The organism is Pararhizobium sp. DWP1-1-3 (assembly GCF_049896125.1).
GTDB lineage: Bacteria > Pseudomonadota > Alphaproteobacteria > Rhizobiales > Rhizobiaceae > Pararhizobium.
Window position 1 is genome coordinate 77,174 of record NZ_JAFCTR010000012.1, and the last position, 14,802, is coordinate 91,975.

A 14,802-nucleotide genomic window follows, 5' to 3' on the forward strand; every position below is an offset into this window, starting at 1 on the left:
GGGGGGAGGTCGCGACGCAGTCGCGGGTGGGGGTGACCACCGCGAGCACAACAGACAATTGCATATGCCGCAGATCACCCCACCCCGGAGCTTCGCTCCGACCCTCCCCCTCAAGGGGAGGGTAAAACAGCAAGAGAACCCCTCCCGACCCGGAGCCTGCCCATCCGGCCACCCTCCCCGCAAGGGGGGGAGGGAAAGACCGGGCAAACCTCACCTGCCCCCTAATTTCCCCACGGCCCTTGCTTCCTGCCCGAAAATGCGTATAAGCGCGCTGTTCGCAACACCCGGTCTTCTGGCTGGTGGCTGAACGGAGGGCCGGTTTCCCTTAAGAGACCTGTCAGGACCTATAGGGGTCCAGCCTCCCGTGTCTCCGCTCTCGACCGTCTCGAAACAACACTTTCTTGCCGGCTGCTTGCAGCCACTTGAACAGTCGTTGAGGCTTAGCCGCCGATTTCCGGGTGACGATTAACGCAAGAAAGGCAAAGCCTCATGGCTCTTTATGAACATGTATTCCTTGCCCGGCAGGATATTTCCGCACAGCAGGTCGACGCTCTCGTCGAACAGTACAAGGGTGTACTGGAAGCTAATGGCGGAAAAGTCGGGCGCGTCGAAAACTGGGGCCTCAAGTCCCTGACCTACCGCATCAACAAGAACCGCAAGGCTCACTACGTTCTGATGGACATCGATGCTCCGGCACCGGCCGTTCACGAGATCGAGCGCCAGATGCGCATCAACGAAGACATTCTTCGCTACATGACCATCGCTGTCGAGAAGCACGAAGACGGCCCGTCCGCCATGACGCAGAAGCGTGATCGCGACGACCGTCCGCGCCGCGACGGCGACCGTCCTGACCGTGGTGGCTTCGGCGACCGTGGCCCGCGTCCGCCGCGCGAAGGTGGCTTCGGCGACCGTGAAGACCGTCCGCGCCGTCCGCGCGAAGACCGGGCATAAGGAGAGACATTATGGCTGATACATTATCCGCTCCGGCACGCCGCCCGTTCCATCGCCGTCGCAAGACCTGCCCTTTCTCCGGCGCCAACGCCCCGAAGATCGACTACAAGGACATCCGTCTGCTGCAGCGCTACATTTCCGAGCGCGGCAAGATCGTTCCTTCGCGTATCACGGCAGTGTCCCAGAAGAAGCAGCGCGAACTGGCCCAGGCCATCAAGCGCGCCCGCTTCCTCGGCCTCCTGCCTTACGTCATGTCCTAAGACTTGACGATCCGTTAGGTCTCTGACCCGACGGACACTGACTCAAGGTGAGGCGAACAGCCGATGGCGTCGCCTCACCTTCTCCCTTCCGCGTTGGGCGTGGATCGGAAACACCGGCGCATTCAGCGCTAAAACCCATGTTGGGGCTTGGTTCCTTAGTAAGGAAACGCCTCTAACTGCTTGATAGCAGGACAGCGAACCGTGAAAACATTGGACCAGACATCGCTGTTGACCGGCGCATTCGCCGGCGTGACCGCCGCCTTGCTTTCGCTTGGCGCGAACACGCAGTCGTCGTTTGCGATCGTGCTCTATGCCGCGTCTGCGCTGCCGATCCTGATTGCCGGCCTTGGCTGGGGCAATACCGCGGCGATCACTGCCGTCGTCGTCGCCGGCCTGACGGGCACCGTGCTTGTCTCCCCCTATTTCGCCCTATTGATCGCCGTCATCACGCTGATCCCGGCCGCATGGCTCAGCCACCTTGCCAATCTGGCCCGGCCGGCATCCGAGCTTGGCGGTCCCGATGGGGCGATGGCCTGGTATCCGCTCTCCGATATCCTCACCAATCTCGCCGTGCTGGTGACGATCGGCATGCTCATCGTCGGCGTCATCATCGGCTATGACGGCACCATGTCCGACCGGATGATCGATATCGTCATGGACGCACTGAAGGCGCAGGAACCCGGCTACAATCCGGATGCCGCCTCGATCGCCCAGATCAAGTCGATCTTTTCCGTCGCTTTGCCGATGGTTCAGGGCGCCATCTGGGTGCTGATGCTGTTTGCCGCCTATTACATCGCCACCCGCATCGTCCAGACCTCCGGCAAGAGCCTGCGTCCGCGCGAAGACATGCCGTCGACGCTGCGCATGCACCGCTTCTCGATCTTCGCCTTCCTCGGCGGCCTGCTGCTCGCCTTCATGGGCGGCGTTCCGGCGATCGTCGGCGCACTGGTCTGCGGCACGTTCGGCGCCGGCTTCCTTTTGGCCGGCTTTGCCGTCTTTCATTTCCGCACGCGCGGCAAGTCCTGGCGGCTTCCGGTGCTGTGGCTTGGCTATCTGTCGGTCGTGCTCTTCACGATCCCGGCATTCTTCTTTCTCCTGTCGGGTCTGATGGACACGCGGCGCGCCATCGCGCTGTCACCAACGGGGAAAACCACTGAGACTGAAACAAAAGACCTCTGAACAGACAAACGAAAGGACACTATCATGCAAGTCATTCTTCTCGAACGCGTTGCCAAGCTCGGCCAGATGGGCGAGACCGTCAAGGTTCGCGACGGCTTTGCCCGTAACTACCTGCTGCCGCTCGGCAAGGCCCTGCGCGCCAACGAAGCCAACAAGAAGCGTTTCGAAGCCGAGCGTTCGACGCTTGAAGCCCGTAACCTCGAGCGCAAGTCCGAAGCCCAGACCGTTGCCGAAACCCTCGGCGGCAAGTCCTTCATCGTCGTCCGTTCGGCCGGCGAAACCGGTCAGCTCTACGGTTCGGTCGCTGCTCGCGACATCGTCGACGTTCTGGCTGCCGAAGGCTTCAACATCGGCCGCAACCAGGTCGATCTCAACAACCCGATCAAGACCATTGGCCTGCACGAAGTCGTGCTGCACCTCCACGCCGAAGTCGAAATCAAGATTCAGATCAACGTTGCCCGTTCGGCCGAAGAAGCAGAACGCCAGCAGAAGGGCGAAAGCCTGACATCGGCCGACGCCATCTACGGCGTTGACGAAGATGCCCTGAAGCCGGAAGACTTCTTCAACCCGGAAGCCGAATTCGACGGCGAAGACGAGTAATCGTCAGAGCGACGGGCACCTTCGCGGTGCCCCGTTCGCCTCATAGACAAAACGAAAAGCCCGCGATTGATATCGCGGGCTTTTCGCATTTCAGGGGATGATCGCTGTTACTTGACGGCCTGTGGCTCCGCCGCCTTGTCGATATGAACTTCCACCGACATGCCCGGCGCCAAAGCGTCTGCCAGCGGCTGGCAGGGATCGATCGAGACGCGGACGCCGACCCGCTGCGCGACCTTGGTGAAATTGCCGGTGGCATTATCGGCGCGGATGACGCTGAACTCGGAGCCGGCGGCGGGCGAGAACCGCTCGACATGGCCGTTCAATCGCGCCTTGTTGAGCGCATCGACGGTAAACCTTACCGGCTGGCCGATCTTCATGCCGTCGAGCTGGGTTTCCTTGAAATTGGCGATGATCCAGACATCCTTCGGAACGATGGCCATCAGCTGCGTTCCGGCCGTTACATACTGACCCAGCCGCGCGCCGACCTCGCCGAGCGTGCCGTCCTGCGGTGCCGTGATGGTGGTATTGTCGAGATCGATCTGCGCCAGCTGAACGGCAGCTTCGGCGCTGCGCACCGCCGCCTCAAGCCCCGCCCGCGAGCCGATGGTGGTGGCAAGGTTCTGGCGGGACACCTCGATGGCAGCCGTCGCCTGATCGACGCCTGCCCTTCCCTGTTCGAGGGTTGCCCGCGCCGTATCGAGATCGACCGATGTGGCGATGCCCTTTTCCGCCAGCGGCTTGATACGGTCCCACGCCTGCTGGGCCCGCGTCAGCGTCGCGACGGCGCTGTCGCGTTGCGCCTCGCTGGCAGCGATGCTGGCCTTTGCCGAAAGCTCCTGCTGATAGGAGTTTGAAAGCGACGCCTTCTGCGTATCCAGCGTGCCCTTGGCCTGCGCCAGCTTCTGGGCATAGATCCGGTCGTCGATCTTCAGCAGAACCTGCCCTGCCCTGACCGCCTCATAGTCCTTGACCGGGACCGCGGCGACATAACCGGACAGCTGCGGGCTGACGATCGTCACATAACCGCGGACATAGGCGTTGTCGGTCATCTCGACGGTGGTGGCGAAGGGCGGCAGGCGCCAGGCATAGAGAACCAGCAGCACGCCGGCAAAACCAGCCAGCAGTGTCAGGATGGTCGTGGGGGAACGCAGGGTTTTCAGCATCAAATATACTCTGGACGGATCAGGACTGGGCGGCAACTGCAGGTGCAGTTGACGTGTGCGGAATAAGACGCTGCCAGGCCAGATGGCTAAGCAGAAGGACGAGACCGGTAGCGGATGCAATGGCAATGACCAGGAAGGCGTCGTTATAGGCAAGGACATTGGCTTCGCGCGTCACCTGCTGGCCAAGCAATTGCAGGCCTTCGGCATTCAGCAGTGACTTGTCGGTAATCACTTTGCCATAGGATCCCGAGAGTTGCGACACGCGCTGGGCGACGAAGGGATTGGTGAGCAGGATGTGCTCGACCAGGACATTGGAATGGAACTTTTCCCGCAGCGTTACGAACGTACCGAGTGCTGCCTGCGCAACGAGTGCGCCAATGCTCTGGGTGAACAGAAAGATCACCAGAAAATTGACGAGGAAGGGGGCGCCCTTGGCGAGCGCAGTGGCAAATCCCTTCGACATCACCGGCGGAAGGAACATGGCGGCGCCGGCAGCAACCATCGCCTGGCTCAGATACATCTGCTCCGGCCGGGTCAGGCTGGTCGATTGACTATCGAGAAAGGCACCGGTGGCGATCAATACCAGCGCCAGCACATGCGCCGTTTCGACATAGCGCGTCAGCATCAGAACCGTGCAGACCAGCCCACCGGCGATCGACGCCAGCAGGATGATCGCATACATGGTCTGCGTCTGGTCGTTGAGCAGGCCAAGCTGCATGTAGAAATTTGCCGCTGTCGTCGTCTGCTCGGAGCTGACGACGCGAAACAACAGCAGGATGCCGGCCATGTGCATGTTCTCTCTCGAGAAGACCCAGCGCAGATCGATCAACGGCATTTTGCGGGGCAATTCAAGAGCAACCATCAGCGTCAACGCGGCGATGGATCCGGCCAACAGCAGCCCGAGCCACGGCACCTCGAACCACCAGTAGAGCCGCCCGAGCGTCAGGAAAACGGCGAGACAGCCGAAACCGATGGCAAGCAGCAGATAGCTGAGGATATCCATCTTCTGGATGACGTTGGCACGCGGCGGCGGCGTCAGCGGCAGAAGGTAGACGACCGGCAGCGCCATCAGCGCCAGCCCCATTTCGAACGTATAGAGCGCATGCCAGCCGCCGAGATCCATCAGCGGCGGCGAGATGATGCGGGCGATCGGCGCCGAAAGCGTCGTGTTCATCAAGGCAAGGCTGAGACCCACCGACAGCTTGCGGGCCGCCGGGAGCGCTTCGAGCATATAGAGAAAGCCGAGCGTCGACAGAGGCGCTGCGGCCATGCCGCTGAGGAACCGGACGACGGTTGCCGAATGCAGGTCGGAGACGAAGAGATTGAGAACGGAGGCAAGCACGAAGCAGACGATGCTGAGTTCGGCGAACCGCCGAAGACCGTATTGCATCCGGATCTTGAACAGGGCAATCGACATCGACGCATAGGGGGCGATATAGGCGGCCGAGAGCCAGGCGATTTCCGATGTCGTTGCCGAGAGCGAACCCTGAAGCTGGTAGATATTGGCGTTGAGCAGGTTCATGCCGAGGCCCTGCGTCAGGAACAGCAGCAGCGATGACGCCATGTAGATGGCGGCCCTTGCCGGGCTCATCGGTTCTGGCGGTGGCTGAATGGGTTGCGGCACTGGATCGGCGGCCGGCGCTTCGGGCGCGATGCGGTTGTCGTTCGCGCTGCCTGGGGCCACCGTGCTCATCTGCCGCTCAATCCCTGCCGATGGAGACGAGATTGCCGGCCATCAGGCTGACAACCTGCAAGGCGATGGCCTTGTCCTTGTTATCGACGCCGCCCAGAACCTGTTCGCGGATCTCGCAGGCCAGCTTGTCGATTTCGCCGGCGATGTCGCGGCCACGGGCGGTCATGTGGATCTGCTTGGCCCGCCGGTCGGTTGCCTCGACCCGCCGCTCGATGAACCCCTGCTTCTCCATGCCGTCCAGCAGGCGCACGATCGTCGGCGTTTCGATACCGAGTTCGTCAGCCAGTTCGCGCTGGTTGAGGCCATCGCGCTTCGACAGGGCAAACAGGGCTCTGGCACGCGACAGCGTCAGTCCCCGCTCCTTCACCCGCGCATCAAACAGCGCCCGCAGCTTGCGGTTCACCGAAGCCAGCGCATCGAAGAGTTCGCGATTAACGGCAGAGTTTAGCATTTCGTACCTTTTTCATATTAGTAGTATACTACCTATTTCCATCCTATTTAGTTGAACGATGCCCGTCTTTCAAGCCGCTGATCCCGGCCGGGCCAAAAACCGTGTAAACCGCGACTTGCCACGTTAAAATACGGCAATCCATTGGCGGAGCTCCGATTCGGAGGAAATCCGGTCAACAGGAAATAGCGCTATCGACAGATATTTCGAGTTCGACCATAGGCCCCTGTGAACAACGGTGACGGTTGGCCGCTGCGGCCAATGTGGCAGTCACTGTTGCAGCCAAGGCATTGACGCTGGGCGACTAGCCCCTCAAACCGGTGGCACACCAAAAATGACGACAGACAGAGGCGAAACGCCATGAATGAAGCAGCGCGGAGAATTGTACCCATGACGAAAGATCAGGGCGACGCGACCTATCGCGAGGCGCCGAACAACCTTGAGGCCGAACAGGCGTTGCTGGGCGCTATCCTCGTCAACAACGACGCCTTCTACCGCGTCTCGGACTTTCTGAAGCCCGTCCATCTCAACGAACCCCTGCACCGCAAGATTTTCGAGGTCGCCGGCGACATCATCCGCATGGGCAAGACTGCCAATCCGGTGACCATCAAGACCTTCCTGAAGGCCGACGAGAAAGTCGGCGACATGACGGTGGCGCAGTATCTCGCCCGCCTCGCCTCCGAAGCCGTCTCCATCATCAATGCGGAAGACTATGGCCGGGCGATCTACGATCTGGCGCTCCGCCGCTCGCTGATCACCATCGGCGAGGACATGGTCAACATCGCCTATGACGCGCCGCTCGACATGCCGCCGCAGAGCCAGATCGAGGACGCCGAACGCCGCCTGTTCGAACTGGCCGAAACCGGCCGTTACGACGGCGGCTTCCAGGCTTTCAATGACGCCGTGGCATTGGCGATCGACATGGCCGGGCAGGCCTTCGAGCGCGACGGTCACCTTTCCGGCATTTCCAGCGGCATCCAGTCGCTCGATGCCCGCATGGGCGGCCTGCAGCGTTCCGACTTGATCGTGCTGGCCGGACGCCCGGGCATGGGCAAGACCTCGCTTGCCACCAACATCGCCTGGAACGTTGCGCATGCCTATGAACCGGAGGTTCAGGCCGACGGATCGTTCAAGGCGCGCAACGGCGGCGTCGTCGGCTTCTATTCGCTCGAAATGTCCTCCGAACAGCTGGCCACGCGTATCATTTCCGAGCAGACCGACGTCTCGTCGTCCAAGATCCGTCGTGGTGACATTTCCGAAGCCGAGTTCGAGAAGCTGGTCGGCTTTTCCCAGACGATGCAGAAGACGCCGCTCTATATCGACCAGACCGGTGGTATCTCGATCGCCCAGCTTTCCGCCCGCGCCCGCCGCCTGAAGCGCCAGCGCGGCCTTGATTGCCTCGTGGTGGACTATATCCAGCTGATGACCGGCTCGGGCAAGTCGGGCGACAACCGCGTGCAGGAAATCACCCAGATCACCACGGGCCTGAAGGCGCTCGGTAAGGAACTGAACGTGCCGATCATCGCGCTGTCGCAGCTCTCCCGTCAGGTGGAAAGCCGCGAGGACAAGCGCCCGCAGCTCTCCGACCTTCGTGAATCCGGCTCGATCGAGCAGGACGCCGACGTCGTGCTGTTCGTGTTCCGCGAGGAATATTACGTGAAGAACATGGAGCCGCGCGACGAGTTCGACCCGAAATACGAAGAATGGAAGCAGAAGTTCGAAGCGGTCAAGGGCACGGCGGACGTGATCATCGCCAAGCAGCGCCACGGACCGACCGGCACGGTCAAGCTCGCCTTCCAGGCGGAGTTTACCCGCTTCACCGATCTCGCCGATCCGTCGTTCACCCAATACGAGGAACACTGACCGGCGAAAAATGCCGCCGAACCCCAGAACGGTCACTGGCCGTGTTGCAAATCTCCAGGCATGCGGTTAAGCGGAAAGAAATTTAGCAAAGCCTTCGCGGCATTTTGCCGCGATTACCGTCATCAGCCTGGGGAATCTGTTCATGGAAGCTTTTATCGCGCTGCTGCAAGTGCTTGCGATCGACCTTGTTCTGGCTGGCGACAATGCCATCGTTATCGGTCTTGCGGCAGCCGGACTTCCCAAGGAACAGCGCGGCAAGGCAATCCTGATCGGCATCGCCGCTGCCACCGTCCTGCGCATCATCTTCGCCCTCCTCGCAACCCAGCTGCTGCAGATCCTCGGCCTTCTGCTCGTTGGCGGCATTCTTCTCCTGTGGGTCTGCTGGAAGATGTGGCGCGAGCTGCGGACGTCTGCGAAGGAAGAAAACGAGGGCCTGGAAACGCTGACCGGCGAAGACATGGACAAGAGCGGTACCGTCGGCAACGGCGCGCCGCGCAAGACGCTGAAACAGGCGGCCCTGCAGATCGTCATTGCCGACGTCTCCATGTCGCTCGACAACGTTCTGGCCGTTGCCGGTGCCGCGCGCGAGCACCCGAACATCCTCATTCTCGGGCTTGCCGTATCGGTGGCGCTGATGGGCATCGCCGCATCGTTTATCGCCAAGCTGCTGCACAGGTTCCCCTGGGTCTCCTATCTCGGCCTTGCCATCATCCTCTTCGTCGCGCTGAAGATGATCTACGAAGGCTTTATGGAAGTTGAGCCGCTGATCACATCGTCTCTGATGTAGTCGGCCCCTTGGCTGAAAGACGGTGAGGCCTCCCGCCTGCAACGACAATCCGCGACCTCTTCGACAGCGTTCGCGGATTGGCAACGGAGGCGATTGCAGCCGCTGCCGCTTGGCTGTATTTCTCTCGACATGGCCAATTTGCACACTCCCCTTTTCGCCGATCCTGCCTTTGAGGCTGCATCCAACCGCCTGACCATCGACCTCGGTGCGCTTGCCGACAATTGGCGTCATATGGACAGGCTGTCCGGCAAGGCGCGGGCAGCGGCCGTACTGAAAGCCAATGCCTATGGGATCGGCATCGAGCCGGCGGCATGCACCCTCTACGCCGCCGGTGCGCGGGATTTCTTCGTCGCCAGCGTCGAGGAAGGCGTGGCGCTTCGCCCGATCGTGCCGGACGCACGCATCCATATTCTTGCCGGCATGTGGCCGGGCAACGAACAGCTGTTCTTCGACAATGGCCTTGTGCCGATCATCAACTCCGAGGAACAACTGGCTTTCTTCATGTCGGTGCTGTCGCAGCGCGGCGATCACCCTTGCGTGCTGCATGTCGATACCGGCATGAACCGCCTGGGGCTGACGCGTGATGAAGCGCTGGCACTGGCCGGTGATCCTGCCCGCCCGGCAAGCTTCTCGCCCATTCTGGTGATGAGCCATCTCGCCTGCGCCGACGATCAGGCGCATCCGCTGAACCGGAGACAGCTCGAATCATTCCGGACGGTTACGGCCGCTTTCGAAGGCATCGAATCAAGCCTTGCCAATTCGGCCGGCATCCATCTTGGGTCCGATTTTCATTTCGACATGACCCGGCCGGGCATCGCCACCTATGGCGGCGAAGCTGTCAACGGTTTGGCCAATCCGATGAAGCCGGTGGTGACGGCCGAGGCCCGCATCCTGCAGATTCGCCGCGTCAGGACCGGCGAGACCGCAAGCTACGGCGGCTCGGCGCAGTTTGCCCGCGACAGCCGCGTGGCGATCGTCGCCATCGGTTATGCCGACGGCTATCACCGTTCGGTCTCCGGCGGCGGCGTCACCCTGCGCCAAGCGACACCATCCGGCGCCTACGGCTTCCTGCATGGCAGACAAGTACCGCATCTCGGCCGCGTCACCATGGACCTCAGCCTGTTCGACATCACCGACTTCGCCGACAATGCCGTCCGGCCCGGCGACTATATCGAACTCTTCGGCAACAATGTCGCCGTCGATGACGTGGCAAGAGCTGGCGGCACGATCGGCTACGAGATGCTGACCAGCCTTGGGAAGCGGTATGAGCGTGCGTATATCGAGGCCGAATAGCTTTTCGAGATTGCGGCTTGGAATCCGGAAAATGATGTTCTAAACTGGAACAAAAGGAGATCATCGTGTCTGATATCCAATTGAGTGATGAAGATCGCGCGTTTATTGAAGAGCGCGTTCGAAGCGGACCGTACAAGACTGTGAACGACGTGGTTCATGCCGGACTTCGATCGCTGCAGCGTGATGAGGCCACTCTGAAAAGCCTTATTCAAGAAGGGCTTGATGACATTGCCGCAGGACGTTTCTACGAATTCGGTGAAGAGGACGATTTGACCGAATTTATCATGGACCGTTCCAAAGCGCGAAACGCCTGATGCGGAAACGGCGCTTTCGCCTCTCCGAACAGGCGGCAGATGATCTGACCGATATCTACGACTACATTGCCGCAACCAACCCGAAAGCTGCACAGCGTGTCGTGGATGCTATCCAGGCAAAAATCAGATCCATTGCTGCCTTGGGTCTGACCGGCACGCCGAAGGACGATATGAAACCGGATTTGCGTGCCGCCGTTTTCCGTAACCATCTGATTACTTCCATGTCACAGCCTCCCATCTCCTGATCCTGCGTATCCTCCATGGCCGCCAGGACATTACCTCTGAAAACTTCCCCGAAAGCGAAATTTGATGGCGAAAGCCCGGACACAATTCATCTGCCAGAACTGCGGTACCGTTCACGCCCGGTGGGTGGGGAAATGCGAAGGCTGCAACCAGTGGAACACGATCGTCGAGGAAGACCCGATGGGCGGCATCGGCGGTGGCCCCGGCCGGACGCCGAAGAAGGGCCGCCCCGTAGCGCTGACGACGTTGTCGGGCGAGATCGAGGACGCGCCGCGCATCATGACGGGGATTTCCGAGCTTGACCGGGCAACCGGCGGCGGGTTCGTGCGCGGGTCGGCGGTGCTGATCGGCGGCGATCCCGGCATCGGCAAGTCGACCGTGTTGATGCAGGCCGCCGCCGCCCTGTCTCGCCAGGGGCATCGGGTCATCTATGTTTCCGGCGAAGAGGCCGTTGCGCAGGTGCGGTTGCGGGCGCAGCGGCTGGGGGCTGCCGATACCGAAGTGCTGCTGGCCGCCGAGACCAATGTCGAGGACATTCTGGCGACGCTCGGCGAAGGCCGGCGGCCGGATCTCGCCATCATCGATTCGATCCAGACGCTGTGGAGCGACACTGCCGATTCGGCGCCCGGCACGGTAACGCAGGTGCGCACCGGCGTTCAGGCGATGATCCGCTTTGCCAAGCAGACGGGAGCAGCCATCGTTCTGGTCGGCCATGTCACCAAGGACGGTCAGATCGCCGGACCGCGCGTCGTCGAGCATATGGTCGATGCGGTGCTCTATTTCGAGGGCGACCGCGGCCATCATTACCGCATCCTTCGGACCGTCAAGAACCGCTTTGGCCCGACCGACGAGATCGGCGTGTTCGAAATGTCCGACAAGGGCCTGCGCGAAGTCACCAATCCGTCGGAACTGTTTCTCGGCGAGCGCAACTCGAAATCGCCGGGTGCTGCGGTCTTTGCCGGCATGGAGGGAACGCGCCCGGTGCTGGTCGAGGTGCAGGCGCTGGTGGCGCCGACATCGCTCGGGACGCCGCGCCGTGCCGTCGTTGGCTGGGACTCGGCCCGGCTGTCGATGATCCTTGCCGTTCTTGAGGCTCATTGCGGCGTCAGGCTCGGCCAGCACGATGTTTATCTGAATATTGCCGGCGGATACCGGATTTCGGAGCCTGCAGCCGATCTTGCGGTCGCTTCCGCATTGGTTTCCTCGCTTGCCGGTCTTGCCCTTCCCTCCGATTGCGTCTATTTCGGCGAAGTCAGTCTGTCCGGGGCCATCCGGCCGGTTGCGCATACCGCCCAGCGCCTTAAAGAAGCCGAAAAACTCGGCTTTTCACAGGCCGTCCTGCCTGCTGCTTCCGCCGACCTGCCCAAGGGCAGCGGCATGAGCTGGGCGGAGATGGAAAGCCTGCCGGATCTGGTGGCGCGCATTGCCGGCTCGAAGGGAGCCCTGAAGCAGGCCGACAATGATGATTGAGGAGGCCGCCGCTTAAAAATGGCGAATTCCGGTGAAAACAGTGTTCAATCATGGACCATCGAAAGACGCCTCTCGCGTCATCATATATGGTTCGCGGACAATCAGCGTGAGGTCGCTTCAAGGCGGTTTCGGAGTAGGACAATATGCCCATTACAATTCTCGACGGTATCGTTCTCGGCGTCGCGCTTTTTTCAGCCATCCTGGCCATGGTTCGCGGCTTCTCCCGGGAAGTTCTGTCGGTCGCAAGCTGGCTCGGCGCCGCGGCTGCCGCCTATTTCCTCTACCCGTACCTGTTGCCCTATGCCAAGAACTACACCAGCAGCGATACGGTCGCGATGATCGGCTCGGCCGGCGTCGTCTTCCTGATCGCCCTGATCATCGTCTCCTTCATCACCATGCGGATCGCCGATTTCATCATCGACAGCCGCATCGGCGCGCTCGACCGGACACTCGGCTTTCTGTTCGGCGCCGCACGCGGTGTTCTGCTCGTGGTCGTCGCCATGCTGTTCTTCAACTGGCTGGTCGCCCCGCAGCAGCAGCCGGTCTGGGTCACCACTGCCAAATCCAAGCCGCTGCTCGATAATCTCGGCGGCAAGCTGATTGCGCTCCTGCCTGAAAATGCCGATGCCACCATTCTCGACCGCCTGCGCGGCAAGGATACGACCGGCGAAGGCGAGAGCGAGGGCACCGGCGGCACGACCACCCAGCCGCCGGCCGAAGAAACGCCTGCCGCCAACGGTGCAGTCACCAACGGCTAAGCCGAACGAGAGAATGAGGGCCCGCTTTTGCGGGCTCTGTCCATTTTGCAATGATGATATGTGAAACCCTCAGGCCTTGCCGGCTTGAAGGCCCACTGGATAATTCTTAAATCGGAACCGATTTGAGAATTATCCAGGAAACTGAAAGTGCTACAGCGACCTTTGCGCGTCGTGAATGACCCGCGGCGCTGTAGAGACCCAATACGATATGCCAAACGCGTTCCAGCCGTTAACACAAAGGCCAACAGCGATGACCCATTTGCGAGCCGCGGAAATTCACGATGAAATGGACGGCGATACGCTGCATGAGGAATGCGGTGTGTTTGGCATTCTGGGACATCCGGATGCGGCGGCGCTCACCGCGCTCGGGCTGCACGCCCTGCAGCATCGCGGCCAGGAAGCCGCCGGTATCGTCACTTTCGACGGCAAGCAATTCCACACCGAAAAGCGCATGGGTCTTGTCGGCGATCACTATACCGACCCGGCGATCCTGGCAAAGCTGCCCGGCACCATCTCGATCGGCCACACGCGCTATTCGACCACGGGCGAAGTCGCGTTGCGCAACGTCCAGCCGCTGTTTGCCGAACTTGAAGTCGGTGGCATCGCCATTGCCCATAACGGCAACTTCACCAACGGCCTGACGATGCGCCGCCAGATCATCGCCACCGGCGCCATCTGTCAGTCAACATCCGATACCGAAGTCGTCCTCCATCTCATCGCCCGCTCGCGTCATACCTCCACGGCCGACCGTTTCATCGATGCCATCCGGCAGATGGAAGGCGGCTATTCGATGCTGGCCATGACCCGCACCAAGCTGATCGCCGCCCGCGACCCCACCGGCATCCGGCCGCTGGTGATGGGCGAGCTCGACGGCAAGCCGATCTTCTGCTCGGAAACCTGCGCGCTCGACATCATCGGCGCAAAGTACATTCGCGACGTTGAGAACGGCGAAGTGATCATCTGCGAAATCCAGGCGGATGGTTCGATCCAGATCGATGCGCGCAAGCCGGTCAATCCGCAGCCGGAACGGCTCTGCCTGTTCGAATATGTCTATTTCGCCCGCCCCGATTCGGTGGTCGGCGGCCGCAACGTCTATGTGGCGCGCAAGAACATGGGCATCAACCTTGCCAAGGAATCGCCGGTCGAGGCCGATGTGGTCGTTCCCGTTCCGGACGGCGGCACCCCCGCGGCGATCGGTTATGCGCAGGCGAGCGGCATTCCCTTCGAACTCGGCATCATCCGCAACCACTATGTCGGGCGCACCTTCATCGAGCCGACACAGTCGATCCGTGCCTTCGGCGTCAAGCTGAAGCACTCCGCAAATCGCGCCATGATCGAAGGCAAGCGCGTCGTGCTGGTCGATGATTCGATCGTGCGCGGCACCACGTCGCTGAAGATCGTTCAGATGATCCGCGATGCCGGTGCAACGGAAGTGCACATCCGCGTTGCCAGCCCGATGATCTTCTATCCCGACTTCTACGGCATCGACACGCCGAATGCCGACAAGCTGCTCGCCAACCAGTACACCGACATCAAGGCGATGGCGAAGTTCATCGGTGCCGATTCGCTGGAATTCCTGACGATCGACGGGCTGTACCGCGCTGTCGGCGGCGAAGACCGCAACAATGCCCGCCCGCAGTTCACCGACCACTATTTCACCGGCGACTATCCGACGCGGCTTCTCGACAAGAACGGCGATACGACAAGCCCGAAATTGTCGATGCTCGCCAGCAATGGCTGAACCGCTCGCCTGAGCTCGAAAGGGCTTGAGGAACAGCGC

Annotated in this window: 15 protein-coding genes; 12 read left to right on the forward strand and 3 right to left on the reverse strand. The window is 61.2% G+C overall.

What is annotated here, in order from left to right:
* Nucleotides 1-489 precede the first annotated feature (489 nt).
* The 4 genes from rpsF to rplI all read left to right on the forward strand — a co-directional run bounded on the left by rpsF (nt 490) and on the right by rplI (nt 2,990).
* Entirely contained in the window at nt 490-951 is a 462-nt protein-coding gene (gene rpsF, locus ACP7BS_RS21620) for a 30S ribosomal protein S6 (RefSeq protein ID WP_113246009.1), read from the forward strand.
* An 11-nt stretch (nt 952-962) separates the two neighbouring features.
* Nucleotides 963-1,211, forward strand: a complete 249-nt coding sequence (gene rpsR, locus ACP7BS_RS21625; RefSeq protein WP_037107250.1) for a 30S ribosomal protein S18 — start codon at nt 963-965, stop codon at nt 1,209-1,211.
* A gap of 201 nt (nt 1,212-1,412) precedes the next feature.
* The gene (locus tag ACP7BS_RS21630) at nt 1,413-2,390 is read left to right on the forward strand and encodes a DUF2232 domain-containing protein (protein ID WP_426239776.1); all 978 of its coding nucleotides are present in this window, start codon (nt 1,413-1,415) and stop codon (nt 2,388-2,390) included.
* Between the two features lie 24 nt (nt 2,391-2,414).
* Nucleotides 2,415-2,990 carry a 50S ribosomal protein L9 gene (rplI, locus tag ACP7BS_RS21635; protein WP_426231858.1) on the forward strand — a complete coding sequence of 192 codons (576 nt, stop codon included), beginning with the start codon at nt 2,415-2,417 and terminating at the stop codon, nt 2,988-2,990.
* A 107-nt stretch (nt 2,991-3,097) separates the two neighbouring features.
* Here rplI and ACP7BS_RS21640 read toward each other — a convergent pair whose 3' ends face one another.
* The 3 genes from ACP7BS_RS21640 to ACP7BS_RS21650 are packed head-to-tail and all read right to left on the reverse strand — an operon-like array spanning nt 3,098 to nt 6,297.
* Nucleotides 3,098-4,153: an HlyD family secretion protein gene (locus tag ACP7BS_RS21640; RefSeq protein ID WP_426239777.1), complete on the reverse strand. Its 1,056-nt coding sequence runs from the start codon at nt 4,151-4,153 to the stop codon at nt 3,098-3,100.
* A gap of 19 nt (nt 4,154-4,172) precedes the next feature.
* Nucleotides 4,173-5,846, reverse strand: a complete 1,674-nt coding sequence (locus ACP7BS_RS21645; protein WP_426239778.1) for an MFS transporter — start codon at nt 5,844-5,846, stop codon at nt 4,173-4,175.
* A 7-nt stretch (nt 5,847-5,853) separates the two neighbouring features.
* Nucleotides 5,854-6,297: a MarR family transcriptional regulator gene (locus tag ACP7BS_RS21650; protein ID WP_318418324.1), complete on the reverse strand. Its 444-nt coding sequence runs from the start codon at nt 6,295-6,297 to the stop codon at nt 5,854-5,856.
* Between the two features lie 357 nt (nt 6,298-6,654).
* Here ACP7BS_RS21650 and ACP7BS_RS21655 point away from each other — a divergent pair, with 357 nt between their 5' ends.
* From ACP7BS_RS21655 to purF, 8 genes are all read left to right on the forward strand, one after another.
* Nucleotides 6,655-8,157, forward strand: coding sequence for a replicative DNA helicase (locus tag ACP7BS_RS21655; protein WP_426239779.1), 1,503 nt, complete (start codon nt 6,655-6,657; stop codon nt 8,155-8,157).
* A gap of 142 nt (nt 8,158-8,299) precedes the next feature.
* Nucleotides 8,300-8,944, forward strand: a complete 645-nt coding sequence (locus tag ACP7BS_RS21660) for a TerC family protein (RefSeq protein ID WP_426231863.1) — start codon at nt 8,300-8,302, stop codon at nt 8,942-8,944.
* Between the two features lie 129 nt (nt 8,945-9,073).
* Nucleotides 9,074-10,237 carry an alanine racemase gene (gene alr, locus ACP7BS_RS21665; RefSeq protein ID WP_426239780.1) on the forward strand — a complete coding sequence of 388 codons (1,164 nt, stop codon included), beginning with the start codon at nt 9,074-9,076 and terminating at the stop codon, nt 10,235-10,237.
* Nucleotides 10,238-10,302: 65 nt separating this feature from the next.
* Entirely contained in the window at nt 10,303-10,551 is a 249-nt protein-coding gene (locus ACP7BS_RS21670) for a type II toxin-antitoxin system ParD family antitoxin (protein ID WP_426239781.1), read from the forward strand.
* On the forward strand, nt 10,551-10,796 hold the full coding sequence (locus ACP7BS_RS21675; protein ID WP_426239782.1) for a type II toxin-antitoxin system RelE/ParE family toxin: 246 nt from the start codon (nt 10,551-10,553) through the stop codon (nt 10,794-10,796). The genes ACP7BS_RS21670 and ACP7BS_RS21675 overlap by 1 nt, the downstream gene beginning before the upstream one ends.
* A gap of 64 nt (nt 10,797-10,860) precedes the next feature.
* Nucleotides 10,861-12,264, forward strand: coding sequence for a DNA repair protein RadA (radA, locus tag ACP7BS_RS21680; RefSeq protein ID WP_426239783.1), 1,404 nt, complete (start codon nt 10,861-10,863; stop codon nt 12,262-12,264).
* 143 nt (nt 12,265-12,407) lie between these two features.
* On the forward strand, nt 12,408-13,022 hold the full coding sequence (locus tag ACP7BS_RS21685; RefSeq protein ID WP_426239784.1) for a CvpA family protein: 615 nt from the start codon (nt 12,408-12,410) through the stop codon (nt 13,020-13,022).
* Between the two features lie 250 nt (nt 13,023-13,272).
* Nucleotides 13,273-14,763, forward strand: a complete 1,491-nt coding sequence (gene purF, locus ACP7BS_RS21690) for an amidophosphoribosyltransferase (RefSeq protein ID WP_426231868.1) — start codon at nt 13,273-13,275, stop codon at nt 14,761-14,763.
* Nucleotides 14,764-14,802: the final 39 nt, after the last annotated feature.

Bases quoted from the DNA above. Each gene is read 5' to 3' on its own strand.
- ACP7BS_RS21660 (WP_426231863.1), top strand. From the start codon at position 8,300: ATGGAAGCTTTTATCGCGCTGCTGCAAGTGCTTGCGATCGACCTTGTT.
- ACP7BS_RS21645 (WP_426239778.1), bottom strand. From the start codon at position 5,846: ATGAGCACGGTGGCCCCAGGCAGCGCGAACGACAACCGCATCGCGCCC.
- ACP7BS_RS21685 (WP_426239784.1), top strand. From the start codon at position 12,408: ATGCCCATTACAATTCTCGACGGTATCGTTCTCGGCGTCGCGCTTTTT.
- ACP7BS_RS21655 (WP_426239779.1), top strand. From the start codon at position 6,655: ATGAATGAAGCAGCGCGGAGAATTGTACCCATGACGAAAGATCAGGGC.
- rpsR (WP_037107250.1), top strand. From the start codon at position 963: ATGGCTGATACATTATCCGCTCCGGCACGCCGCCCGTTCCATCGCCGT.
- purF (WP_426231868.1), top strand. From the start codon at position 13,273: ATGACCCATTTGCGAGCCGCGGAAATTCACGATGAAATGGACGGCGAT.
- rpsF (WP_113246009.1), top strand. From the start codon at position 490: ATGGCTCTTTATGAACATGTATTCCTTGCCCGGCAGGATATTTCCGCA.
- alr (WP_426239780.1), top strand. From the start codon at position 9,074: ATGGCCAATTTGCACACTCCCCTTTTCGCCGATCCTGCCTTTGAGGCT.
- rplI (WP_426231858.1), top strand. From the start codon at position 2,415: ATGCAAGTCATTCTTCTCGAACGCGTTGCCAAGCTCGGCCAGATGGGC.
- radA (WP_426239783.1), top strand. From the start codon at position 10,861: ATGGCGAAAGCCCGGACACAATTCATCTGCCAGAACTGCGGTACCGTT.
- ACP7BS_RS21675 (WP_426239782.1), top strand. From the start codon at position 10,551: ATGCGGAAACGGCGCTTTCGCCTCTCCGAACAGGCGGCAGATGATCTG.
- ACP7BS_RS21640 (WP_426239777.1), bottom strand. From the start codon at position 4,153: ATGCTGAAAACCCTGCGTTCCCCCACGACCATCCTGACACTGCTGGCT.
- ACP7BS_RS21650 (WP_318418324.1), bottom strand. From the start codon at position 6,297: ATGCTAAACTCTGCCGTTAATCGCGAACTCTTCGATGCGCTGGCTTCG.